This is a genomic window from Zunongwangia endophytica, from assembly GCF_030409505.1.
GTDB lineage: Bacteria > Bacteroidota > Bacteroidia > Flavobacteriales > Flavobacteriaceae > Zunongwangia > Zunongwangia endophytica.
The window spans coordinates 2,869,534-2,895,350 of record NZ_JAUFPZ010000002.1 but is presented as its reverse complement, the minus strand read 5'-3'; the positions used below and the strand labels follow the sequence as shown (position 1 = coordinate 2,895,350).

Sequence of the window (25,817 nt, the reverse complement as noted above, 5' to 3'; positions counted from 1 at the left end):
GAAAAATTATCTTCTTTTAGGAACTTCAATTTTAAACTCTTTTGGATGTTCAGCGCCCATAAGGTTTTCAACAAAATAATCCCATCTTCTACGCGTCATATAATAACTATCCTTTCCGTAGCCATGGCGTGCATTTGGGAATATAATCAAGTCGAAATCTTTGTTTGCTTTTATCAAGGCATCGATTACTAAATACGAATTGTAAGGAGGTACATTATCATCCAGATTTCCATGAGCAATCAACAAATCTCCCTGAAGATTTTCAGCGTTATATTGATTGGCTTGCAATTCGTAATTTGTCTTTCCGTTCTCGGTGTCTTCAATTAGCCCAATGTAACGCTCACCCCAATCATCTTCGTAATTTCGGTTATCGTGGTTTCCAGATTCAGAAATTCCTACTTTATAAAATTCAGGATAAGAAAACATAGCATCTGCAGTGGCAAAACCACCACCAGAGTGTCCCCAAATTCCTACGCGGTCTAAATCCATATAAGGATGTTTTTCAGCTAATTGTTTTAATCCGCTTATTTGATCCTCTAATGTATTGTCTCCCATATCGCCATAACAAGCATCGTGGAACGATTTAGAGCGTCCCGGGTTACAAGTGCCATCAATCACCACCACAATAAAGCCAAGCTCGGCTAAAGCTTGATGATCCCTGCGGGCAGGAGAGAAATAACGACCGCCAACACCACCACCTTGTGGGCCGGGATAAATATAATTTACTATCGGATATTTTTTAGATTCATCCAAATTGGTAGGCGTGAACATGAGTCCGTATAAATCCCATTTTTTATTAGCAGATTTTACGGTAATTGGTTTAGGAGCTTGCCAACCGATTGCCTCTAATCTAGAAATATCGGCTTTTTCCAGATCCATTATCTTTCGGCCTTTGATATCTCTAAGAACCGCTACATTAGGAACATCTGGCTGCGAATAATTATCAACAAAGTATTTGTTTTCTGGTGAAAGAGAAACGTTGTGCGTTCCGTTTTCTGGCGTTAAAAGTTTAAGATTTCTACCGTTAAACTTTATGCTATAAAAATTACTGAAGTAAGGATCACGACCCTCTTCCTTTCCTTGCGCATAGAAGTAAAGCATTCTTTTGTCTTCATCTACTTCTATCAAACTGGTGACTACAAAATCACCTTTGGTAATCTGGTTTTTCAGTTTTCCACTTTCTAGATCGTACAGATATAAATGTCCCCAATCGTCACGTTCAGAATACCAGATGATTTCATCAGATTCGGGTAAATAATGCCAGTTTATAGAACCTTGGCCAGATTCGAATTGTGTGTCTACTTCTTCAGTAAAAATATCTTCTACTTCTCCTGTTTCAGTATTAGCAACTCGAAGAGTAACTTTTCGATGATCTCGAGAAACCGAAGCAAAAGCTAAAGTTTTAGAATCTGGTCCCCATTCGTTATCTCCAAAACTACCATCGCAGGCAATATCGTCGCAAAGTGTACCACGTCTTGGATCAGCAGGAATGTTTAGTTTAGTAAGCTCCTTATCTTCAGTATCGATAATTACACGCTCAATTTTTATAATGGCAGAATCTTGCGGAATAGGATATTTCCATTCCTGTAATTTTGGTTCGCCAACTTTGGTTTCTACCAAATACATATCGCTTACGTGGCGCTGATCTTGTTTAAATGTGGCTATTTTTTTAGAATCTGGGCTCCATAGCACAATAGGTTTGTCACTATGCTTCCAACCTGCATTATCGGTAGCGTAGCCATAATTTTTTTCTCCGTCCTCGGTAAGTTGCGTTTCCTCGCCACTTTCATTATCTCGCATCCAAAGATTCCAATCTTTAATGTAAACTGTTTTAGAGCCATCTGGTGAAGCTACTTCTGTCCAGGATCTTCTTTGTCCTTTTTCCGGTTTTTCGCCAAGTAATTCTTTCAGTGAATTAGAAGTTTTTTTCGATTTTTTCTTAGGATCTATAAGGACATACTGCCTTTCGCCATCAATAGTTATATCATACCAAAAACTGCCGTTATCTAACCAATTTGGGCGAACACTGCTTTTGTCGACTAGCGTGTAGGTGTTGAAGCCTAGAAATTTAGTCGCTTGTTCATAATCTTCAGTAGTTAATGTTTTTTGGGGTTGCTGTGCGAAACCCGAAAAGGAAAATACTGCGATACACAGTAGAGAGAACATTTTTTTCATCGTATGTTTTGCTTTTGTGCTCAATTTAGTAAGATTTTTTAATAGCTCGGCTATTTGGGAAATTGAGAAATGGTATAAAATAATTAAGAACCCTGGCTATTGTTAGGGGTAGATTCAAAAATTTTATCTTAGGACAAAAAAGTGAAATGCCAGGGTCATTAATCTTAAGTTGGACTCTAGAAATGCTAAAAGGTTTAATGCGGTTTATTTTTTAACATTTTCGCCTCGGCAATAACCTCTTCTGGGAAATTGTAGAGTTCTAAAATCTTAAGGGCATTTTTGGTTTTTAGCGGTCCCTTTTTCATTTGATGGTCAAAATTCAATTCCTGGTTTTCTATACGTTCACTAAAATGATAAAGTTCGTATTCGTTTTGGGTAAGTAATTCGGTAAGCTCAATGTCGTGAGTAGAAACTAAAACAATATTTTGCGGCGTATTTAGATAGGATAAAATAGATTTTCCGGCAGCAATACGCTCTTCGGTATTCGTGCCTTTAAAGATTTCATCTAAAATAAATAATTTAGGAGTAGCTTCCTTGGCATAATCTAAGAGTTTCTTTATTTGTAATACCTCTTCCAGGTAGTAGCTGGTTTTTTTACTAAGATTGTCGGTGATTCTGATAGAAGAATATAGTTTTAAAAACGGAGCCGAAAATTTTTCAGCAAAACAAAGATTTATGGTTTGCGCTAGCAAGGTGTTTATGGCTACGGTTCTAATAAAAGTACTTTTACCAGACATGTTGCTGCCAGTAAGAAGCATGCTTTTTTCTGAAAGTTCCAAATCATTGGTGACACAATCATTGATTAATGGATGCCGAATTTTACTGAATTTAATTTCTTTTTTATTGCTGAAAATAGGCTCGCAGATAATTGCTGAAAATTCCATTTTTACTGAAGCTACAGCGATAGCCGAATCTATTTCACCTAAAAATTGATAAAGTTGAGCTATTGATTTTCTTTTGCGCTGAATATCTTTTAGAAAGCTGAAAAATAGAATGATCTCGATATTAAAAGTGATCTTTAAAACTTCAGAAATAAACCATCCTAGGAAAGCAGCTTCGTTGTCGAGTTGTTTGTCAAAACCAATTAATGAGGTTTTAAATTGTATTTTTTGAACAGATTTTAGAAATACTCGCTCCTTAAAATACCTTGAGATAATACTGAAATTCGATATTTTCTTACCAGATTTAATGGCAATACTTAGCTGATGCACTGCATTGAGATAAAAATTGAGGTTGTTTTTATTACGATAATGGAGCACCATGTTCACCATAAAAACCGGAATAATAAGTAGGAATAATGGTAAGTAAAAGAATCCGCCAATTAAACTGAAAGACGATAAAAAACTAAGAATATAAACCCAAACAATCCATTTTGGAGTTTTAAGTGGTTTTTCGGTAAACAGCCGAACAAAATCATACGCATTGTAGTGGCTCATTTTAGATAATTCAGCCTGAATTTTTAATCGCTCAGCGGGATGATCTAAAAATGAATCTGAAAATTTCGAAAAGCCTTTTAGATATTTCCTTGAATTAATATTGCGTAAATGATTGTAGAAATATTGCTGTCCCGGTTTCGATACGGTACGATCCAGAAGCATAAAAAGGTCTTCAAAATCAAGATCTTTCGCAGTTTGATCATCAATTTGTTGAAAATCTCCCGTATGAGTGTTTGATCTAAAATAGAGTGTTATATTATCGAAATTGAATTTTTCATCTTTTGCTTTCCCCCAGTTTTCTTGTAATAGTTTTACCCTTCTTTTTTCCGCTTTTTTTCTGAAAAGACGGAAAATTAGAAAAAGAGAAATACCGATAATGGCTAGAATGTAGTAGAGCTGCACTAGAAATAATTAAAGGACAATTTAGCAAATAATTAATATTAAGTATAATTAAAGTAGTTTTTCAAAATATTTTAAATGATCCTTCTATTTCAATCTACATTTAAAGGCTTCTAGATTAGAAATTCCGGGAGCATTGGTCGAAAATATCAAACTTTCAAATTCAATTTTTTTCTCGGTTTTAAACTGAAGATGCGGGATCTTATGCTCATCCTTTAAATCTATATCCGATGTTTTTTTAACGTTTTGGCAAGCTATGTATAAGATAAAAAGGATAATGCCGACATAGTGATAAGGTTTAATGGACATTTTGAAATTTTAAAAACAGACTTTAAAATTGAGACATCTATAGAGATAGCTAAAATTTTAACCTTAACGGTGGTTTTTATAAGATTGAAAAGTTTTTAAATAATTACAATCATTTACAAACGAATACATACGAAAACAATTAGTTTACAGACGGATAAAGCTTTTTTGCTCATCTATGTTTGCTCTGTTGAAATGAACGAATGATTTTCAATATTGTCTAAATTTAATCGATATGAGTACTTTAAGAAATAGCGTAAAACTAATTGGTCACGTAGGAAATCAACCTGAAATAGTAAATTTAGAATCAGGTAAAAAATTGGCTAAATTCTCTGTAGCGACCAATGAATATTACAAGAATGCGAAAGGAGAAAAAGTTTCTGAAACCCAGTGGCATAATCTTGTAGCATGGGGAAAAACAGCAGACCTTGTAGAAAACTATGTGCCAAAAGGAAAAGAAATTGCTATCGATGGGAAATTAACTAACCGTAATTACGAAGATAAAGACGGCAATAAACGGTATTTTACCGAAGTTGTTTGTAATGAGATCGTTTTATTAGGAAAATGAAATAGAATCACGCAGTAAATAAAAAGTTTACTGCGTGATTTTTAATGCATTTGAGCTTCACCCGCACCGCTTGGAATTCTAATATTTTCTACAATCTCTTGAACACTTTCTGGAGGCGGAGGTGTTAATCTTGAAATTATGATAGCCAAAACAAAATTCACGAACATGGCAATAACCCCAAATCCTTCTGGGGAAGTACCAAATAGCCATTGGCTTTCTGGTAAAGGTTCCATAACGCCTATAAGTCCGGTTTTAAAAATGATCATATAAATTAGCATTAAGCTAGTTCCAACCACCATTCCTGTTACCGCTCCCTGTCTATTCATTCTTTTATCAAAAATTCCAAGTACGATAGCAGGAAAAAATGAGGCAGCAGCTAAGCCAAAAGCGAGTGCGACGACCGCCGCTACAAATCCCGGCGGATAAATACCAAAAAATCCTGCAATTATAATTGCTACTAAAATGCTGATTCTAGCTACGAGAAGCTCGCCTTTATCAGAAATATCTGGTTTTAATTGCTTTTTCACAAGATCATGAGAAACAGAGGTCGAAATTACCAATAACAATCCTGCAGCAGTCGATAGTGCTGCGGCAAGACCACCGGCAGCGACTAATCCTATAACCCAATTTGGTAGCTGGGCAATTTCAGGATTGGCTAAAACCATGATGTCTTTGTCAACATAAAGTTCATTTTCAGATGTGGTAGCATTACTAACAATGCGTTCACCGTAGGCACCTCTTTCTTCAGTAAAAACAGGTTTACCGGCTACAGCCTCTGCATTTCTATATTGTATTTTTCCATCATCATTTTTATCGGTCCATGAAATTAAACCTGTGTTCTCCCAATTTCTAAACCAAACTGGTAAATCGGAATAAGCAGTTTCATTAACCGTGGTAATTAAATTTGTTCTGGCAAATACCGAAACCGCAGGAGCTGTTGTGTATAAAATCGCAATAAGTAAAAGAGCATATCCAGCAGATTTGCGCGCATCTTTAACATTGGGAACAGTAAAGAAACGAACAATAACATGTGGTAATCCTGAAGTTCCTGCCATCAATGCAAAGGTAATGGCAAATACATCCCAGGTAGATTTGCTACCACTGGTATATTCTTTAAAACCAAGCTGGGTGTGTAAGAGGTCTAACTTATCTAATAAATAAGTGCCATCTTCAACTCTTCCGCCCATACCAATTTGTGGAAATGGATTCCCCGTCATCTGGATGGAAATAAAAATTGCCGGAACCATAAAAGCAAAAATCAAAACGCAATATTGGGCAACCTGAGTATAAGTTATTCCTTTCATTCCGCCTAGAAATGCAAAAACCAAAACTACGATCATTCCTATAAGAACTCCTTTGGTAATATCGACTTGAAGAAATTGAGAAAAAACGATCCCAACCCCGCGCATTTGCCCTGCTACGTACGTAAAAGAAACAATCAATGCACAAACAATAGCAATCGTTCTTGCGGAATTAGAGTAGTAACGGTCGCCAATAAAATCTGGAACCGTGAATTTTCCGAATTTTCGAAGGTAAGGCGCTAATAAGAGAGCCAACAAAACATAGCCGCCCGTCCATCCCATTAAATAAACAGAACCATCGTAACCGCTAAAGGAAATAAGCCCGGCCATAGATATAAATGAAGCTGCGCTCATCCAATCTGCGGCCGTGGCCATTCCGTTGGCTAATGGTGAGACACCGCCACCAGCGATGTAAAAATCTTTTGTAGATGAGGCTCTTGCCCAAATAGCTATACCAAAATACAGCGTAAAACTAATGCCGACTAAAATCCAGGTCCATAATTGAACATCCATATTTAAGATATAAAAGTTACTTGCATATTACATTTTGGTGTTACTCTGAATAGCCATATTTTTTATCCAGTTTATTCATTAGGCGGATGTAAACTAAAATAAGTATTACAAAAACATAAATCGATCCTTGTTGAGCAAACCAAAAACCGAGTTTAAAACCTCCAAGCTTAAATTGATCTAAAAAATCTTTAAATATGATTCCTGCTCCAAAAGAAACTACGAACCAAATGCTCAGTAAGATTACGAGATATTTGATGTTTTCTTTCCAATATTTCTTAGCGTTATCGTTTCTCAATTTTTTACCAGAATAAATTGTTTAATTTTGAATGAAATATGCTTTAGTTTGTTAAAAGTTTAATTTATTTAGAAATTAGGCATCCTGTGCTGTCCTGTTTTTAAAATGAATTTCAAATGATTTTTTTAGAACCAAGCAGTGTTTAGTTACTTTGTATAAAAAGTAATGGAGAAAAAGGCTAATATTTACAGACTACAGCTAGAAACAGTAGCTACGCTTAAGGAAGATGTTCCGCACCAGAATATCGAATTTGAATTTAGAAACCACGATGAGGTCTTCGGAATTATAGATGCTGTAAAATCGAAACAAATTTTTGAAACTGAAGCCGAGGCAACCGAATTTGCATTGGGGTTGAAACTCTTTAGTGAAGTAATGCTGAAGAATAAAAAGCTCCCTTTATTTGAAGAATTTAAACCAGAATTCGCGAAATTTATGAAGAAGCTGAAAGCCAGCTAAAAGTAAATGTTTTGAGCAAGGCGATAAGTATTAGCGTGAGCTTCTATGATTATTTTTATTTCAGGAGAATAACCACCGCCCATGCTACATTGTACCGGGATGTTAAGATCGTGGCAGGTTTGCAAAACAAATCGATCACGTTCTTTACAACCTTCTACCGAGCATGAAAGTCGGCCAAGCTTATCGGTTTCTAATATATCAACTCCGCACAGATAGAAAATAAAATCGGGTTGTACTTTTTCAATAAGATCTGGCAGCGTTTCTTTTAGCGTCTTTAAATAATATTCATCTTTAGAACCATCTGGGACTTCAATATCCAGATCTGAAACTTCTTTTCTGAAAGGATAATTTCCTTTTCCGTGCATCGAAAATGTAAAAATAGAATCATCATTCTGGAAAATTTCGGCTGTACCGTTTCCCTGATGAACATCAAGATCGATAATGAGTATTTTTTCAGCTAATTTTTTCTTCTGAAGATATCGCGATGCAGTTGCCTGATCGTGCAATAGGCAAAAAGCTTCACCGTGATCACTGTAGGCATGATGCGTGCCACCAGCGATATTCATTGCAATACCGTTTTCCAGCGCATATTGGCAACCTTCAATAGTGCCACCCGCAATAATAATTTCGCGATCTACAAGTTCCTGAGATAGCGGAAACCCCGTTTTTCTAATCGCTCTTTTATCTAACGTAAGATTGGTTAAATTCTCAACATATTCTTTGGTATGTACTGCTAGAATATCTTCAATACTCGCCGATTTTGGTTCAAAAAAATGTTGCTCTTCACAAGTACCTTCATGTAAAAGCTGTTTTGGTAACAACTCATATTTTTCCATGGGGAAACGATGTCTCTCTGGCAAGGAATGTTTATAAATGGGGTGAAAGGCAATTTTGAGCATAAAGAATCTAAAAATATAAACGGCTAAAGAAATTCTTTAGCCGTTATTTTTTAATTTATCGTAGCACCGTCGTTTACATTAGCTTCGTCTGGATTTACAAATACCAGTTTACCTTCGGCATTTTCGGTAAGCAAGATCATTCCTTCACTTTCTACACCACGTAGTTTTCTTGGAGCAAGATTCGCTAAAACGGTGACCTTTTTTCCTATTAGTTCTTCCGCTTTAAAATGTTCTGCAATTCCAGATACAATCGTTCTTTTATCTAAACCGGTTTCTACTTTTAAAACCATTAATTTCTTGGTTTTTGGCATTTTTTCGGCTTCCAAAATTGTTCCTACACGAAGATCCATTTTAGTGAAATCTTCAAAATTAGCTGTTTCTTTTTGTGGTTCTACACTTTCTTCAGCTTTAGCATTAGCCGCTTTAGAAGCTTCTAATTTTTGTAGCTGCCATTCTATTTGCTCGTCTTCAATTTTAGAGAAAAGCAATTCTGCTTTACCAATTACATGGCCAGCAGGTAAAAGAGCTTCACGAGTGGTAATTTTATCCCACTGGGAAAGTTCTCCGTCGTTAAGATTTCTTTCTTCAGCGCTAAACTTCAAAATCTCTTTCAATTTATTAGAAGTGAAAGGTAAGAATGGTTCACTAAGCGTAGCTAAGGCCGATGCAACTTGTAAAGCGACGTACATAATTGTCTTTGTACGTTCCTCATCAGTTTTTACCAATTTCCATGGCTCTTCATCAGCTAAATATTTATTTCCTAATCGAGCAAGATTGATTAATTCTCCCTGTGCTTCTCTAAATCTATACTTTTCAATCGAACTTGCTATTACAGCTGGATAAGCTTTTAGAGCAGCAATTACTTCGTCATCAAATTCAGAATATTTGCTCGGAGTAGGAACTTCACCGTCATAATATTTGTTAGTAAGCACTACAACACGGTTAATAAAATTCCCGAATATGGCTACTAACTCATTATTATTTCTTGCCTGGAAGTCTTTCCATGTAAAGTCGTTGTCTTTTGCTTCTGGAGCGTTCGCCGTTAATGCATAACGCAAAACGTCTTGCTGCCCCGGGAAATCCTCTAAATATTCATGTAGCCAAACTGCCCAGTTTTTAGAAGTCGATAATTTCTTACCTTCTAAATTTAAAAACTCGTTAGCCGGTACATTTTCTGGTAAAATATAATCTCCATGCGCTTTTAGCATTACCGGGAAAATGATACAATGAAAAACGATATTATCTTTCCCTATAAAATGAACTAGTTTGGTGTCTTTATCTTTCCAGTAAGGTTCCCAGTCTTTTCCCTCGCGTTCTGCCCATTCTTTAGTTGAAGAAATATATCCAATAGGAGCATCAAACCAAACGTACAGCACTTTTCCTTCGCCACCTTCAACCGGTACCGGGATTCCCCAATCTAGATCACGGGTTACCGCTCTGGCACGTAAACCATCGTCGATCCAAGATTTTACCTGTCCGTATACATTCGATTTCCAATCTGATTTATGACCTTCAAGAATCCATTCTTTTAACCAATCTTCGTATTGATCTAAAGGTAAAAACCAGTGTTTTGTTTCTTTTAAAGTTGGAGTCGCTCCTGTAATTGCCGATTTTGGATTAATTAGATCTGTCGCATTTAGCGAAGTTCCGCAGCTTTCACACTGGTCGCCATAAGCTTCTTCATTCCCACATTTTGGACAGGTTCCTGTCACAAAACGATCGGCTAAAAACTGTTTTGCTTCAGCATCATAAAGTTGCTCGGTAGTTTCTTCAATAAACTTTCCATTATCATATAGCTTTTTAAAGAATTCTGAAGCTGTGTTATGATGAATTGGAGCTGAAGTTCTTGAATAATTATCAAAAGAAATTCCGAAGTTATTAAAAGAATCTTTTATGATTCCGTCGTATTTATCTACAATATCCTGTGGAGTAACACCTTCTTTTTTCGCCTTAATGGTAATTGGCACACCATGCTCATCACTTCCGCAAACAAAAGCCACATCGTGCCCCTGCATTCTTAAAAATCGCGAATAGATATCTGCGGGAACGTAAACTCCCGATAGATGTCCAATATGGATGGGTCCATTAGTGTAAGGCAAAGCTGCCGTGATTGTATATCTTTTTGGCGTATTACTCATTATTTGTTTCAACTTTTACTCGGTATCCGAGATTTGATTAATCTTCCCCAAATTTATGGGGTATTTTTTTACTAAAACTCATCATAATTTTACCAGGATGAATTTAAGGGCGTAAAGGTAAGCAACTGCGAAATAATACGCGTTAAATTCTTGCAAAACACCATGTCGCCATTCAATTTGTTTCTAATTTAGTCTTGTGATTCATTAGGAAACCTCAACTCGTGGTAAAACCAGTGATAGCACTAAATTTTCAGAATATAAAAATGTCTTCTAAAGACAGCAAATTTCAGTAAAAACTAACCAAAATGAAAAAACTACTTTTAGCAATTATCAGTATAAGTTTTGTTGCCTGTGGCGGAAGTAAAAAAGCTGCTGAAAACGAGCGATATACCTTAGAATCGCTTCAGCATAAAACTTACGAGCAGGTTTTAAGCATGTATAGTGATGCAAATCCAGAAGAAGGAGTTGGTGGGATTGAAGAAGGAGAAGAGCGTCCTTATACTGTTTTGTATCCTGATACCGAAAACGAAATTTTGATTACCTGGAAAGACGAATCTAAAACGTCGATTTTTGAAATTAAATATGCTGAAGACGGAAAATGGAAGTCGGCTAACGGAATTAAAGTAGGAACCACTTATGACGAGCTGACTAAAATTAACGGCAAAGAAGTGAAATTCTACGGATTTGGATGGGATTATAGTGGCGCTGTAGATTGGAATGGCGGAAAGCTGGAAGATTCTAATATCCGCGTATTTTTAAATCCTGAAGGAGAAATTGCCGATAAATTTTATGGCGATCGGATGATTGATGCTAGTCCTGAAGAGATCGAAGCTTTAAATTTAAAAGTTTCTACGATCATGTATCGTGATTAAACCTTAATTAAAAGTTGAAAAATAATGGCTAGCCACAATGAACTTGGTAAAAAGGGAGAAAGACTGGCCATTGCTTTTCTTGAAGAAAATGGATATGAGGTTTTAGAGAAAAACTATCGATTTCAGAAAGCTGAAGTTGATATTATCGCTTTTAAGGAAGAAATTTTAGTAGGCGTTGAGGTGAAAACCAGAAGCACATCTATATTCGGAAATCCGCAGGATTTTGTAAAGAGCGGACAAATTCAGAGATTAGTTTTGGCGATGAATCATTATGCGGAAACTAAGAATCTTGATGTAGAGATACGATTTGACATTGTAGCGATCATCAAAAATGCTTCTGGAACCCGAATTGAGCATATTGAAGATGCTTTTTATTATTTCTGAATCTAATTTTTGATAACAATTAATGATGAATTTAATTACCAAACGTTTGTGCTTGAAGCCAATTTCAATTGCTGACGTCAGGAAAATTCATGAGTTACATGCGCTACCAGAAACAGATCAATACAATACCTTAGGAATACCAAAAGATCTTAAAGAGACTGAGGAGATCGTACAAAAATGGTTGGCTCAAGACGATTTGATATTTAAAATCGAGCTGAAGAAAGAAAAATCTTTTATCGGCCTTGTCGCATTAAAACCAGGTAGCTCTAAATATAAAAAAGCAGAAGTTTGGTATAAATTAGATTCAGAATTCTGGAATAATGGATACGCCACCGAAGCTTTAAAAAGAGTGTTGGACTTTGGTTTTAATGAATTGAAATTACATCGAATCGAAGCGGGCTGTGCAGTAGAAAATATTGGAAGTATTCGTGTTTTGGAAAAAGTGGGAATGATTCGAGAAGGGAGAAAGCGAAAAGTGTTACCACTTAAAAGTGGTTGGTCTGATAATTTTGAATATGCAGTCTTAGAAACCGATATTGAGTAATTTTACTCGATAATCTAGATTAAATGCTCTGAGGCTTGCCTCGAAATAAAGAAGGTTTGCGAATCAATGCCTCATGGTTTGCCTAAAGGTAGGTTATTTCTGAATTTTCACAAATTCAAAATTCACATCAAACTCTGAGGTCGAAACATTTGCTTTTAAAGAGTCATTTTCAATTTTATAAATTATCTTTTTAGGAAATTCGTTCGTATCATTTTCAGCTACAAAAAACTCGGGATTTAATTCTGTCAAGATAAATGGTGTCGGAGCTTCGTTTTGCCCTTTTACCTTCAGGATCCACCGTCCGTTATCTTCAAAAAGCTGTAACTCTTCTTTAAATATGGTATCTTCCTTCAGTAAAGTGTAACCAAGCCCAGAATAATACCGATCCTTTTTTTTCCAAGTTTCAAAAGTTTCAAAACCTTCTTCTCCATTAACTCTTTCCCAATCGCCAACTAGCCAATCAAAATTTTCGCTTTCGTTAGTGCATGAGAATAAGAAGAGGGAGCAGCAAAAACCCAGAAAGAAGCGTTTCATAGAAAAAGAATTATGCTGTGAAATTACAAATTTTAAATAAAAAAAGCCTGAAGATATCTTCAGGCTTTTTGGTATAAATTATACATCTTACCAGATTTTCACACGATTTTCTGGTTTCACATACATCGAGTCTCCTTCTGTAATATTGAAAGCTTCATAAAAAGCATCAATATTTTGTAGCGGAACATACGCTCTATACATTCCTGGAGAGTGAGGATCTGTTTTAATTCTATTCTTTAAAGCTTCATCACGCATCTTAGTACGCCATACAGTAGCCCAAGAAAGGAAGAAACGTTGCTCTGGAGTATAGCCATCTATTTTCCCTGGATCGCCATGCTCTTCTAAATGCATTTGTAAACCATCGTAAGCAGCATTTACGCCACCAAGATCACCAATATTTTCACCTAAAGTAAATTCACCATTAATAAAAGTGCTGTCTAAAACTTCAATAGCGCTATACTGATCTGCCAAGTCTTTTCCTAAACCTTCAAATTGCGTAAGATCTTCATCTGTCCACCAGTTGTTAAGGTTTCCTTCAGCATCAAAACGAGCACCACTATCATCAAAACCATGAGAGATTTCGTGTCCAATTACAGCTCCAATTCCACCGTAATTTACAGCAGCATCGGCTTTATAATCATAGAAAGGTGGCTGTAAAATAGCAGCTGGGAATACGATCTCGTTGTAGCTAGGATTGTAATAAGCGTTCACAGTTTGTGGCGCCATATACCATTCAGATTTATCAACCGGTTCATCTAATTTTTCAATATTTTCAGCAACACTCCATTTGCGAGCATTCATCACATTTTGAAAATACGAGCCATCTTCAGATCCTGTGATTTCTAGATCGCTATAATCTTTCCATTCATCTGGATAGCCTACTTTTATGGTAGTAGTTTCTAGCTTTTCGATCGCTTTCTTTTTAGTGTCTTCGCTCATCCAGCTAAGGTTATTGATTCGCTTTTCGTAAGCTTTAATCACGTTAGCGATCATTTCCTGCGCTTTTTCTTTAGCTTCAGGTGGGAAGTGTTTTTCAACATATAATTTACCAAGCGCTTCGCCAACCATACCGTTTACAGTTCCTAACGCTCTCTCGTTGCGAGGACGTTGTTCCTTTGCACCACGTAAAGTTTTCATGTAAAATTCCCAGTTTGCGGTTTCGATATCGGTAGTAAGCATTCCGGCAGCAGCATCAAAAGCAGTCCAAGTAAGATAATCTTTCCATGCTTCAACATCCTTTTTAGCTAAAAGGCTTTGCATAGTTTTCATGTATTTTGGCTGAGATACAATTATAGTATCTAATTTTCCTGCTCCAATTTCTTCAAAATAGGTGTTCCAATCGATTGCCGGAACCATTTTTTGAAGTTCAGAAACAGTCATCGGGTTATAAGTTTTACGTGCATCACGACGCTCTACTTTATCCAATCTTGGTTCTGCTAGTTTTGTTTCAAACTCTACAACAGATTTTGCAAGCTTTTTAGCGTCATCTTCAGAGTAATCTAAAAATTGCATCATGCGAGCAATATGCGCTTCGTATTTGGCTTTTTTCTCTTTAGAATCAGAATCATCTCCTACGTAATAATCACGATCTGGTAAACCAAGGCTCCCAGGATAAAGATAAGCTGCGTTTTCATTACTGTTTTTAGCATCTGCTCGTACACCGAATGAGAAAAAACCGCCACCGCCGTATTTAGACATTTCGGTTAAATACGCTTGTAAATCTTCTTTATTTTCAATTTTATCTACTTTTTCTAGATAAGGTAAAACTGGTTTTACGCCCTGCTCATTTCGAGCAACGGTATCCATAATTGTTTTATAAAGATTTACTGCTTTTGCCTGGTCGCTATTCGCTTTAAGATTTTCATCGTTAGAAGCTTCATCTAATAGCGCAAGAGCGTCGTTATCTGTAGTCTCCCTTAATTCCATAAAGCTACCCCAAGAAGTACGATCTCCTGGAATTTCGGTAGAATCTAACCATGTTCCATTTACGTATCTAAAGAAGTCTTTTTTAGGACTGGTTGTGGTATCCATATAGGATACATTAATCCCATGGATTTCTACTTTCTCAGTTTCGGTAGATTTATCTTCATTTTGGCAACCGATCATGGCAGCACCAAGTAAAGACAAACACACCGCATTTGTTATTTTTTTCATTTTAATATGGATTGTTTACAAAATTGTCGCTAATGTAATAAAACAGACGCGTTTTTATAATAATTGTTACAAACAGAGAGACATTTTTACTGTTCAGCTTTTATTGTTTCTATCATTTTTTCATCAAAATCCTTTTTGATATCCACGACTTCAGTAACGTTATCATTTGGGATTTCTATAGATAGTACATAGTGTGCGATTTTCCAATTTCCGTTTTCGAAACGCATTACTCCAGATCCGCGGCAAATGCCCATATGTGTATCTAGTAGCTCATCAAACCAGGCAATTCCTTTGTTATCTTCAAGATAAATATTTCGCTCTACTGAACTAAAGCTCCAGGCCTTCCCTTTATCAAAATGTGGTTTTGAGTATGCCTTAAACTCATCTTTATTCCAATTCTCAGTAGGATCTGTTCCTATAAAAATAGCATCCTTGGTGAGTAGGCTAAAGTATTGCTGAAAATTGGCTTCGGCAGCGGCTTCATGCCAGGAATCGATAACTTTATTAATTTCAGATGTAGCTTCTTTTTTGTTTGATTGGTAAGGCATTGTCTGCGACGACCCAATAATTGAAATAAAGCAAAAACTGATGAAAAGAATAGTTTGTTTCATGAGATTTATTTTTGCTGAAGATACAATAAATCCCAAAGTTTTAATTCTGAAGGGCCTTTAGGCTATCGCGCTTTTGTTCTTGTCTTTTTCGGTTTTCTTCTACCAATCGATCTAGTTCAGCTTCAAAATCTTCTATACTTTCAATAAACAATTCGTTTAGCTGAATATTCAGATTATAAAATTCCGTTGGAATTTCTAAACCAACTTCTTTAATCTCTTCTGGATGTAGTTTTTGTAAGTGCGATTTTTGAGCCAGTACATTAGCCTTTGTAGAAAGTACACGCAATCTCGCTAATACTGGTTTTGATTCTAAAGATTTGGGGATAGATAATTGAAGCTCTTCCATGAGCTGTGCTATAGCAGTCGACTTATCAATAAGTTTGTTTACTGAAGTATTTTGAAGATTTTCTATTTCATTTATAGTGGCAATATAGGCCACCCACTTTATAGTTTCTTCTTTCGCTTTAGCATCTAGCGTTACTTTTTGAAAAGGAATTGTAAACTCTTCTGTAAAAGCATCGCTTTCCCGAACATTTTCTTCGGGTTTTTGCTTTTCCGAATTTTGGTCGCAAGAGGCTAAAAAGATCAATACTATACCGAAAATCAGTCGCTTCATTATCAATTTTTAATAGTACAAATGTAAATGATTAAAATGCTATAGCCATAATTTTTCTATATTCTTAAAAAGAACATAATTTTTGAGTTTAGTAAAACGTTTTAGTAAATTGTATTCTCAATAAATAAGTATATTTGCAGAAAATTATTAAGTGTATGCCCACAAATATCTTAGTTATTGGAGCTAGCGGCCAGATAGGAACAGAGCTTACTTTAAAACTTCGTGAACTCCACGGAAATGCTGCAGTGATTGCCAGCGACATTCGTGAGGGAAGCGAGGAGCTTATGTCTAGCGGGCCTTTTGAAATTGCAAATGCAATGGATTTTGATGCAATTGAGAAATTAGTTGGTCATTATAACATTGAGGTCGTTTACCTTATGGCCGCGATGCTTAGTGCTACTGGTGAAAAAGTACCTATGAAAGCATGGGCATTAAATATGGATTCTTTATTTAATGTGTTGAATCTGGCAAAAGATAAGAAGATTAAAAAAGTATTTTGGCCTTCCAGTATTGCAGTATTTGGACCTTCTACACCTAAAGAACAAACACCACAAACGACCGTTATGGAACCTACTACCGTTTACGGCATTAGTAAACAAACAGGGGAGCGTTGGTGTAGTTATTATCATAAAAAATACGGTGTAGATGTGCGCAGTATTCGATATCCGGGAATTATTAGTTATAAAACATTGCCTGGTGGAGGAACAACAGATTACGCGGTAGAAATTTTTCACGAAGCGATGCAAAACGGAAAATATACCTCTTTCTTATCTGAGGAAACCGAATTGCCTATGATGTTTATGGACGATGCTATAAAGGCGACAATCGATATTATGGATGCACCTTCAGAAGCTATCAAAGTACGTTCTTCTTATAATTTATCTGCTATGAGTTTTACTCCGAAGATTTTAGCTGAAGAAGTTAAAAGACATCTCCCAGAATTTGAAATGAATTACGAACCTGATTTTAGACAGGATATTGCAGATACCTGGCCTTCGAGTATAGATGACGCTGAAGCTAGAGCGGATTGGAATTGGAGTCACAACTTTAATATTTCTGAATTAACAGATGCAATGTTTACCGGAATCAAATCGCAGTTAGTTAGTAAATAGTTCAGGAAAATATAAAAACAAAAAAGCCGCTTATTGAGCGGCTTTTTTTGATAAGTATTTGGTTTTAGAAAACTCCAATAAAATGACTTCCTTCAACATTCACTAGTTCAGCACCTTTAGTTACTTCTCCAGTTTCTGTCTCGATCACATAAATATTTCCATTTTTTCCAACCGGAGCTTCTGTTAGGTATATCTCTGTACCATCAACAACAAATCCTTGATATTGGAAAAGATAAAAATCGGTATCGTATGGAATTTCATTGATTTTTTCTGCTGTTCCAGTATTTAAATCTGCAAGGGCGAAAAATCCTTGTTGTCCAGCAACCCCTTCAGCAGAACCTGCATGACGGTATGCTATAATCGCTTTTCCATTAGCGGCTGGTCTCCATGCAAGAATGTACGCTTCATTTATCCCTAATGCTTCGTCTAAGTTGAATACATAAGAATCATCATATTCATTATCAGTACCAATTTTTAAAATATGAGAACCTTCTGGATCTCCCTGATTAGCTTGATATACACTTCCTTTGTATTCAAAAGCATTAATGCTACGGTATCCATTGGTACTTCCGTGCCCAACTTCAGATGTAATCATTCTTGGGTTTTCTAAAGAAGGATAATCTAAAACGATAGTTTTTGAACCTAAAGCTTCGAAATCACTTTCTCTTTCTAGGGTTTCAGGATTTAATTTTCTCATGTTAACACCAATATAAAGTTTGTTGCCGGCAGCATTTAAAACAGGCATATCAACTCTACCAATGTAATAACCCTGAGCTTCTAATTCTTCGCTTAGTGGTAAGTCATATTCTTTAAATGTTTTGATATCTGACTGTTCTAAGCCTATGGTTACAATAGAAAGCTTTGAATTGGTACGAACATAAACATCATCGGTTACATCATCTTCAGTATCATTATCATCCACAATATTTTCTGTAGCGATATATACTGCAGCTCCTGTTTTGTCATCAGATAATTTGGTCCATCTTGGAGCAGTGCCTACGTAAGATGATATATTTAATTGTGAACCTACTTCGATAAAATCTTGCCCACCATTTACATCATATTTCATAAAATTACCACCGGTGTCTCCCGCATAAGTGATATTATAAACCTGGTCTCCATCAGCAGAAGATTGTAATCTTGCAGTTCTATTAGAAGGAACAATAAATCCATTATCAAAAGGCTTAATCTTAGCGTTAGGATCCTTAGCCTTGTTGCTATTTATAGAGTAAATTGAAGTACCTCCATTACCATCTCCTGGATCACTTCCCATTTTTGCAGCTGCTACGGTAATCCATCTCGAGTTTTCGTCTGGAGGTGTTTCTCTTTCTATACTGTTAACATCATCATCGCTGCTGCAAGAGCTTATCATTCCTGCGCTCAATGCACAGATCAATAAGGTGCTTTTTTTTAAAAAATTAAATTTCATATTATATTATATTTAAGAGGTTAGAATTTATTAAATGAATAGTTCAGCTTTAGATAAAAAGCTCGTCCCGGTCTTTGTACTCTTAAATTATCGTACAGTGGTTCATCAAGAATATTTTTAGCATCCACACTTACAGCAACTTTATTATTAGGGAAGCTATAAGATATACCTAGATCCTGGCCAATTTGTTGAGGTACTAAAAATTCATCGAGACCTTTTACGTTAGATCCATAACCCTCGGTTTGGATGTAGTAAAACTCTCCGGTAAATTGTGCGTTATAGAAAAAGTTTAATACTGAATTTTTTTGAAAAATATCATGCATAGCATATTTTAAACTGGCATTCATCATAAAGAAAGGAGTGTTAGGGATTGCAATTCCTACCCCGTTATCCTGCTTAAGGTCTAAATGAGAAATATTGAATATAAAGCCTAAAGTTTTGTAAGAATAATTTAATTCGGCATCTATTCCGGTCGATGTAACTGAGCCTTGATTAACATAAGGAGTTACTTCTGAATTTGGATTCCTTTCTAGGGGCAAGCCAATCCTGTCTTGAATGTCTCTGGTAAAAACATTGGTAGATAGTTTTAACCGATGGTTATTGAAGTGGAACGAACCTAATGATAGCCCAAAATTATAATTATGAGCTATTTCTGGCATTATAGATGGATTTTCCATCGTGTTTTGAGCTGGGTTTCCAAAAACTTCTGTTTCGCTAGGTAGTCGAATCGCTTTTTCTGCAGAAGTAATTAGAGTTACATTAGGAAGAACTTCAAAAGAGGCAGCAGCACCATAGCCTGTATAACTTTTGTTGCTTTCGTAAATTTCGTTCACTACAGATTTCTCTCCATTCTCATTTTGCTCAAATATGGGCTTATTATTATAAACTTTTTGGCGATAATGTTTCCCAAAAAGATTGAGTTGTAACTTCTCTTGAAAAGCTTTTAACTCATAGCTTAAAGAGTAGATGCTTTTATGTAAATCTTTATGTTCTTTAAAAGTATTTTCTAATAACGATTTTATGTCGTCATGATCTTCTCTTATTAAACCAGTATAGACATGATTGATGAAAAATTTATGATGTTTATCGATGGCGTATGATATGCCTGATCTGATAGAGGAAACTTCCCTGTTATTATACTCCAAAGTGGGGCCTCCTCCCTGTTGGGATTCCGAAGTAAGCTTAAGATAATCACCATTAATATCCAGCATTCGTTCTCCGCTCCAGGTGTAAGCCCAAGGAACCGTATCATTAATGAATGTATTTCGCTCACCGTATGTTCCGTGGACATTAATATCTAAACCTTCTACGAATAGATCTTTTTTCTGGTAAGTAAGATTAGCCAATAGAGCATCAGATTCTGTATACCTACCATTATATGGATTGATGGTAGGAAAAACACCTTGTTGTACCTCGTTATAATCATCTGAAGCTGTAACACCTATAAAAAATTGATCTGCCCAACTTGTATTGGTAAAACCAGCCTGAAACATGCCTCCATTAGATCTGTAGGCATCATTAAATCGGCGGGCAGTTATTGGAGTTTGTCTTCCGTATTGATCAATATCTACAATAGATCGGCCACTAACTTCATAATCATTATCAGAATAATTATAAAAACCAGAAGCCTTAACGGTAAAACCGGATTTCTCGAATCTATATAAAGCATTGAGATTGGCCTGTGTAGTATTAAATGATCCATAGGAAATTGAGGCATTTAAATTATTTTTAGCCCCCTGATTCAATACGATATTTATTGCACCACCCAGTGCATCGTCGGCAAGGTGAGCCGGCACAACTCCTTTGTATACTTCGATTCTTTTAATCATCGCAGGGGGTATGCTATTTAAACTAAAAGAAGAGCCATATACCGAAATCGGTATGCCATCAATAAATATACTTACAGCGCTACCTGATAAGCCATTGAGGCTGTATTCAACGCGAGATCCTAAGCCTCCGTTTTGTCGAAGTTTTACACCTACGGTTTGATTTAATAGTTCGTTTGTCTGGACATTTCTAAGACTGGCCTCTTTAGTCTCTATAACACTTACGGCAAAGCCTTTTTTCTCCATTTTAGATTTAACAGTCTCCCCTGTAAGCGCTACCTCCCCCAATTCATAATCTTTTGAGTTTTTAAGCTTGATGTTATGTTTAAGACTGGAGCGTTGGATCATGATTTGATCAAAATCAATAAAATCTCCGTTAATAATTTCCAGTACATAAGTCCCGGTTTTAAGACCATCAATTTTGTAAAATCCAGAAGCATCAGATGTTGTTGATTTTGAAAAAGCTCCGCGACTAAGCAGAATTTTGGTATCAGGAAGTGTGTTCCCTTCTGAATCCTGAACAATACCACTTACGTGATACTGGGCAAGAGCAGTAATTGGTAAAAGAAGAATTAGAAGTAGTATTTTTAGTCTCATCAGTGAAAATAATTGCTGACAAATTTATACTTATTTAGATTAAGTACAAATAAAAATAAATTTTTTTCTGATTTTGTATTTTGTATGGATTTGATAGTGGTTTCGAACGATATTCAGGAAAAGAAAATGTGCTTTTTTAGTGATTATAAGGATTGAATAATGTTTGGTTTTATTATCCTTCAATTGATTCTGAGTTCAATTTAGAGCATAAAAAAGCCGCTCATCGAGCGGCTTTGCATTTGAATATTATATAAAATCTAATCTATATGCACTATCCAATAACACGAACTTCGTCTGCATTCAGACCTTTTCGTCCTTCTTTCTCAACGTACTCCACTTTATCTCCTTCATTTAGAGTTTCTCCATCGATCCCTGTTACGTGAACGAAGATGTCTCTTCCTGTGTCGTCGTTGGTAATGAATCCATAACCTTTGGACTCATTAAAAAATTTAACTGTACCTTCCATTGTAATAAAATAATAATTAGTAAAGTACAAACATAATACAATAAAATTGAGATTAGTTTAATAAAATGCAAAGATTCTCAAAAAAAATCACTAAGGCATGTTTTCTAATCTATACCTTTTTCTTGCATTTTTTTCATGTTTTTAGGGCTAAGCGTATAATCTTCTAACTTTTTTCCTCGCCACCTTACGACTAAAAATATGGGCATAAGTACGAAAGATGATGTTAAAACTGCAACTCCTATAATTCTATCGCCAGTTACAATATCATCCTCAGCTATTCGAAAATAGAAACCAACACCAATGGCAACTAAGATGGCTATACCTAATATTTTCATCACAATTTTCATGATTTGATTTCTTTTAATTAAACAGTTACTTCGATCAATTTTTGGCGGTATGCAGTAAGCATTTTAGATTTTGATATAAAACCAACATACTTATCTTCCTTAACTACCGGTAAATTCCATGCGGCACTATTCTGAAATTTTTTCATAATAGTCTTCATACTATCATTTTGTAAATCTATAGTATCTGGTGCTCTTTGCATAATATCATTTACCGTAATTTCATCATACAAATGCTGTTTAAACATAATAGGCCTTATATCATCCAAAAGTATAATTCCCATAAAATTCTCTTCCTGGTCTAATACAGGAAATATATTTCGGGGAGATTTAATTACACCTTCATGGATAACATCACCCAGCGTCATAGTCACATTTAACGGAACAAAATCTCTTTCGATAATCTGATTAATATCTAACAAAGTTAATACCGTTTGATCTTTATCGTGAGTTAAAAGTTCACCACGTTGTGCTAATTCCATAGTATAAACGGAATGAGGTTGAACGGTATTAGTAATCATATAAGAAATCAATGCGGTGATCATTAAAGGTACAAAAAGCTCATAACCGCCAGTTAATTCAGCAATAAGGAAAATAGCTGTTAACGGTGCGTGCAAAACTCCGGCCATTAGTCCTGCCATACCAACCATTGTGAAACTACTGGTAGAAATTGGCTTATCCACGATTCCAAGATGATTTACGACTAAAGCGAAACAGTGTCCCAACGCACTTCCCATAAAAAGTACAGGAGCAAAAATTCCTCCAACACCACCAGCGGCAAAGGTAAGTGAGGTTGCGAAAATTTTAAAAATTACCAATCCTGCCAGTAGTAAGATAACTACCCAGATATTGTCCAGAAAATCATTTAAAAAATTGGTTCCTAAGGCTTCAATATAATTTTCAGCTAATAGATTATTGATTACGCCGTAGCCCTCTCCGTAAAGAGGAGGGATAAAATAAATGATGATACCTAATCCAGTTCCTGCTAATAAAAGGCGCGTAAATTTGTTTTCAATTTTGCCAAAAAGAGAATGAATTCTGAAATAAATAATAGTAAAATACATCGAGCCTAACGCACAGATGCATCCCAAGATCATGTAAAAAGGAACTTCTGAAATATGGAAATTGTCATGAAGCTCAAACGGTAATATAGTGTCTGATCCAAAAAAGAAATAGGAGGTAAGGATTGCAGAAACGGAAGCTGTTAATAAAGGTAGCATGCTTACCAATGTCAAATCCAGGCTAAAAACTTCAATAGCAAAAATAATCGCAGCAATTGGCGCTTTAAATATGGACGACATCGCACCAGCAGCAGCACATCCCACTAATAATGTTCTTGCGCTTTGATTCATCCTGAATAAGCGAGAAATATTGGATCCAAGTGAGGCACCTGTAGCAACTGTAGGTCCCTCTAAACCTACAGACCCGCCAAAACCTACGGTAAGTGGAGCAGTAAGTATAGAACCGTACATTTGGAAAGAGCGCATTAAGCCTTTTCTTTTCGAAATAGCATAAAGTGTTGACGGTATACCGTGACCTACCGGCTTTCGAAGGATTTTTTTAATTATAAAGACCGTTAAAGCCAATCCTATAATCGGGAATATGAAATAGAAGGCATGGTGATAATTGGCAATAAAGTTTCCTTCCAGTAAATTCTGAATAAAATGGGTAAGGTTTTTAATAAGAACAGCACCCAAACCTGCTGCAAAACCAATTATAGCACTAAGGATTAAAATAAACTGCTGTTGGGAGAGATGCTTAGTCTTCCACAGCAAAAACTTTTGTAATCCAGGCACTGATTTTAAAAACATCGTGTAAACCTCAATTTTGGGTTATGACTAAAAAATCCTGCTTTAAAGCAGGATTTTTTTATTCAATATTCAGTTTTAAGCTTAATTCTTTTAATTGCTCTTCATCCAATTTGGATGGTGCATCGATCATTACATCGCGACCTGCGTTGTTTTTAGGGAATGCAATAAAGTCTCGAATAGTTTCCTGGCCGCCAAGTATAGCAGTAAGTCTATCAAAACCAAAAGCAATTCCGCCGTGTGGTGGCGCTCCGTATTCAAAAGCATTCATAAGGAAGCCAAATTGTTCTTTAGCTTCTTCCTTTGTAAATCCTAAATGCGTAAACATTTTAGATTGAGTTTCTTTATCATGGATTCTTATAGAACCACCGCCAATCTCATTACCATTTAATACTAAATCGTAAGCATTCGCTCTAACTTTTCCTGGATCACTTTCTAGTAAAGGAATGTCCTCAATTTTTGGCGATGTAAAAGGGTGGTGCATTGCGTGGTAACGCTCTGTTTCTTCGTCCCATTCTAATAATGGAAAATCTATAACCCAAAGTGGTGCGAAATCATCAGCTTTTCTTAAACCTAAACGCTCGGCCATTTCCATACGTAAAGTACTTAATTGTGCTCTTACCTTATTAGTATCTCCGGAAAGAACACAAATTAAATCACCTAGTTTTGCGTTGGTCTTTTCTGCCCATTGTGCTAAATCTTCTTCATCGTAAAATTTATCTACTGAAGATTTAAAGCTTCCGTCTTCATTATATTTTGCGTAAACCATTCCTAAAGCACCAACTTGAGGACGTTTTACCCAATCTACTAATTTATCGATTTCTTTACGGCTATAACTAGCGCCTCCCGGTACTGCAATACCAACAACTAATTCTGCCTCATTAAAGATTTTAAAATCTTTGTGTTTGGTCACCTCATTTAGTTCCCCAAATTCCATCCCGAAGCGAATGTCTGGCTTATCGTTACCATATTTTTTCATGGCATCTTCATAAGTCATTCGCGGGAATTTATCAACTTCTACTCCGTTTACCTCTTTTAATAAATGTTTGGTTAAACCTTCGAAAATCGATAAAATATCCTCTTGCTCTACAAAAGCCATTTCGCAGTCAATCTGAGTAAACTCTGGTTGTCTGTCGGCTCTTAAATCTTCATCTCTAAAACATTTTACAATTTGGAAGTATTTATCCATTCCACCAACCATAAGTAACTGCTTAAAAGTTTGTGGAGATTGTGGTAAGGCATAAAATTGGCCTTCGTTCATTCTACTAGGTACTACAAAATCCCTTGCACCTTCTGGAGTAGACTTAATAAGATAGGGAGTTTCTACTTCTATAAAGCCTTCGTTAGATAAATAATTTCTAACCTGCATTCCTACTTTATGACGAAATACTAATTTATCTTTTACTGGATTTCTACGAATGTCTAAATAGCGATATTTCATTCGTAAATCTTCACCGCCGTCTGTTTTATTCTCTATAGTGAAAGGAGGAGTTAACGAAGTATTCAAAATACTTAATTCGTTAACCAAAACTTCAATTTCCCCAGTAGGGATATTAGGGTTTTTAGACTCTCTTTCTATAACTTCACCTTTTACCTGAATTACAAACTCACGGCCCAAGGTTGCAGCTTTTTGCATTAATTCTTCAGAAGATCTCTCTTCATCAAAAATAAGCTGAGTAATCCCGTAGCGATCGCGTAGATCTACCCAGATCATAAAGCCTTTATTTCTTATTTTTTGCACCCATCCTGAAAGCGTGATCTGGTTCCCAATTGCAGAGGAATTAAGCTCACCGCAAGTATGACTTCTGTACATAGTTGATTTCATAAATTTTTAGTGGGGCAAAAGTAATAAGTAAAAGTGGTTTGAGTAAATAAACTATCTAAAATTAATCACGATGTTATGCTAATGTTACGTAATCCTTGTTTTTAAACGACTGTTTTATAGTTGTTTAAAAGTTTAATGTTAAGTTAATGTTACGTAATTATTGTTTTAATGTAAACTTTATGCTATATTTGTAAAGGTAAGATTAATAC

22 protein-coding genes are annotated in these 25,817 nt (G+C 35.8%); 6 read left to right on the top strand and 16 right to left on the bottom strand.

Annotation, left to right across the window (positions count from 1 at the left end; genetic code table 11):
- Positions 1-6 precede the first annotated feature (6 nt).
- Together QWY91_RS12585 and QWY91_RS12580 are read right to left on the bottom strand one after the other, a co-directional pair.
- Entirely contained in the window at positions 7-2,199 is a 2,193-nt protein-coding gene (locus QWY91_RS12585; RefSeq protein ID WP_290235632.1) for a S9 family peptidase, read from the bottom strand.
- Between the two features lie 170 nt (positions 2,200-2,369).
- On the bottom strand, positions 2,370-4,013 hold the full coding sequence (locus QWY91_RS12580) for a MutS-related protein (protein ID WP_290235630.1): 1,644 nt from the start codon (positions 4,011-4,013) through the stop codon (positions 2,370-2,372).
- Positions 4,014-4,551: 538 nt separating this feature from the next.
- On the opposite strand from QWY91_RS12580, the gene QWY91_RS12575 reads away from it, so the two are divergent.
- Positions 4,552-4,884 (top strand): single-stranded DNA-binding protein, encoded by a 333-nt coding sequence (locus tag QWY91_RS12575; RefSeq protein WP_290235628.1) that lies wholly within the window; start codon positions 4,552-4,554, stop codon positions 4,882-4,884.
- A gap of 41 nt (positions 4,885-4,925) precedes the next feature.
- Here QWY91_RS12575 and QWY91_RS12570 read toward each other — a convergent pair whose 3' ends face one another.
- On the bottom strand, positions 4,926-6,698 hold the full coding sequence (locus QWY91_RS12570) for a sodium:solute symporter family protein (RefSeq protein ID WP_290235626.1): 1,773 nt from the start codon (positions 6,696-6,698) through the stop codon (positions 4,926-4,928).
- A 40-nt stretch (positions 6,699-6,738) separates the two neighbouring features.
- Positions 6,739-6,993, bottom strand: a complete 255-nt coding sequence (locus tag QWY91_RS12565) for a DUF4212 domain-containing protein (RefSeq protein ID WP_290235622.1) — start codon at positions 6,991-6,993, stop codon at positions 6,739-6,741.
- Between the two features lie 165 nt (positions 6,994-7,158).
- On the opposite strand from QWY91_RS12565, the gene QWY91_RS12560 reads away from it, so the two are divergent.
- The gene (locus QWY91_RS12560; protein ID WP_290235620.1) at positions 7,159-7,449 is read left to right on the top strand and encodes a DUF3861 domain-containing protein; all 291 of its coding nucleotides are present in this window, start codon (positions 7,159-7,161) and stop codon (positions 7,447-7,449) included.
- On the opposite strand, the gene QWY91_RS12555 is transcribed toward QWY91_RS12560, so the two are convergent.
- Positions 7,446-8,348 (bottom strand): histone deacetylase family protein, encoded by a 903-nt coding sequence (locus QWY91_RS12555; RefSeq protein ID WP_290235618.1) that lies wholly within the window; start codon positions 8,346-8,348, stop codon positions 7,446-7,448. The two genes, QWY91_RS12560 and QWY91_RS12555, sit on opposite strands and share 4 nt — an antisense overlap.
- A 50-nt stretch (positions 8,349-8,398) precedes the next feature.
- Entirely contained in the window at positions 8,399-10,486 is a 2,088-nt protein-coding gene (gene metG / locus QWY91_RS12550; RefSeq protein ID WP_290235616.1) for a methionine--tRNA ligase, read from the bottom strand.
- A 305-nt stretch (positions 10,487-10,791) separates the two neighbouring features.
- Between metG and QWY91_RS12545 the strand changes: the two genes are divergently transcribed.
- Genes QWY91_RS12545 through QWY91_RS12535 form a run of 3 tightly spaced genes read left to right on the top strand, consistent with a single transcriptional unit; the run spans position 10,792 to position 12,286 of the window.
- On the top strand, positions 10,792-11,358 hold the full coding sequence (locus QWY91_RS12545; protein WP_290235614.1) for a hypothetical protein: 567 nt from the start codon (positions 10,792-10,794) through the stop codon (positions 11,356-11,358).
- A gap of 24 nt (positions 11,359-11,382) precedes the next feature.
- Positions 11,383-11,742 carry a YraN family protein gene (locus QWY91_RS12540; RefSeq protein ID WP_290235612.1) on the top strand — a complete coding sequence of 120 codons (360 nt, stop codon included), beginning with the start codon at positions 11,383-11,385 and terminating at the stop codon, positions 11,740-11,742.
- 52 nt (positions 11,743-11,794) lie between these two features.
- Positions 11,795-12,286 carry a GNAT family N-acetyltransferase gene (locus QWY91_RS12535; protein ID WP_353958650.1) on the top strand — a complete coding sequence of 164 codons (492 nt, stop codon included), beginning with the start codon at positions 11,795-11,797 and terminating at the stop codon, positions 12,284-12,286.
- 93 nt (positions 12,287-12,379) lie between these two features.
- On the opposite strand, the gene QWY91_RS12530 is transcribed toward QWY91_RS12535, so the two are convergent.
- From QWY91_RS12530 to QWY91_RS12515, 4 genes are all read right to left on the bottom strand, one after another.
- Positions 12,380-12,820, bottom strand: a complete 441-nt coding sequence (locus tag QWY91_RS12530) for a DUF6265 family protein (protein ID WP_290235611.1) — start codon at positions 12,818-12,820, stop codon at positions 12,380-12,382.
- Positions 12,821-12,907: 87 nt separating this feature from the next.
- Positions 12,908-14,974, bottom strand: a complete 2,067-nt coding sequence (locus QWY91_RS12525) for a M13 family metallopeptidase (protein ID WP_290235609.1) — start codon at positions 14,972-14,974, stop codon at positions 12,908-12,910.
- An 86-nt stretch (positions 14,975-15,060) separates the two neighbouring features.
- Complete coding sequence (locus tag QWY91_RS12520; RefSeq protein WP_290235607.1) at positions 15,061-15,585, bottom strand: nuclear transport factor 2 family protein; 525 nt, start codon at positions 15,583-15,585, stop codon at positions 15,061-15,063.
- 40 nt (positions 15,586-15,625) lie between these two features.
- Complete coding sequence (locus QWY91_RS12515; protein WP_290235605.1) at positions 15,626-16,201, bottom strand: hypothetical protein; 576 nt, start codon at positions 16,199-16,201, stop codon at positions 15,626-15,628.
- A gap of 155 nt (positions 16,202-16,356) precedes the next feature.
- Here QWY91_RS12515 and QWY91_RS12510 point away from each other — a divergent pair, with 155 nt between their 5' ends.
- On the top strand, positions 16,357-17,313 hold the full coding sequence (locus QWY91_RS12510; RefSeq protein WP_290235603.1) for an NAD-dependent epimerase/dehydratase family protein: 957 nt from the start codon (positions 16,357-16,359) through the stop codon (positions 17,311-17,313).
- 64 nt (positions 17,314-17,377) lie between these two features.
- Here QWY91_RS12510 and QWY91_RS12505 read toward each other — a convergent pair whose 3' ends face one another.
- From QWY91_RS12505 to aspS, 6 genes are all read right to left on the bottom strand, one after another.
- Positions 17,378-18,742, bottom strand: coding sequence for a hypothetical protein (locus QWY91_RS12505; protein ID WP_290235601.1), 1,365 nt, complete (start codon positions 18,740-18,742; stop codon positions 17,378-17,380).
- Between the two features lie 20 nt (positions 18,743-18,762).
- Positions 18,763-21,165, bottom strand: a complete 2,403-nt coding sequence (locus QWY91_RS12500; RefSeq protein WP_290235599.1) for a TonB-dependent receptor — start codon at positions 21,163-21,165, stop codon at positions 18,763-18,765.
- Positions 21,166-21,436: 271 nt separating this feature from the next.
- A complete protein-coding gene (locus tag QWY91_RS12495) occupies positions 21,437-21,631 on the bottom strand; it encodes a cold-shock protein (RefSeq protein ID WP_270059541.1) in 195 nt (64 codons plus the stop codon).
- A gap of 104 nt (positions 21,632-21,735) precedes the next feature.
- Positions 21,736-21,978, bottom strand: a complete 243-nt coding sequence (locus QWY91_RS12490; RefSeq protein WP_290235597.1) for a hypothetical protein — start codon at positions 21,976-21,978, stop codon at positions 21,736-21,738.
- A 17-nt stretch (positions 21,979-21,995) separates the two neighbouring features.
- Positions 21,996-23,786 (bottom strand): chloride channel protein, encoded by a 1,791-nt coding sequence (locus tag QWY91_RS12485; RefSeq protein ID WP_290235595.1) that lies wholly within the window; start codon positions 23,784-23,786, stop codon positions 21,996-21,998.
- A 58-nt stretch (positions 23,787-23,844) separates the two neighbouring features.
- Positions 23,845-25,596, bottom strand: coding sequence for an aspartate--tRNA ligase (aspS, locus tag QWY91_RS12480; protein ID WP_290237098.1), 1,752 nt, complete (start codon positions 25,594-25,596; stop codon positions 23,845-23,847).
- Positions 25,597-25,817: the final 221 nt, after the last annotated feature.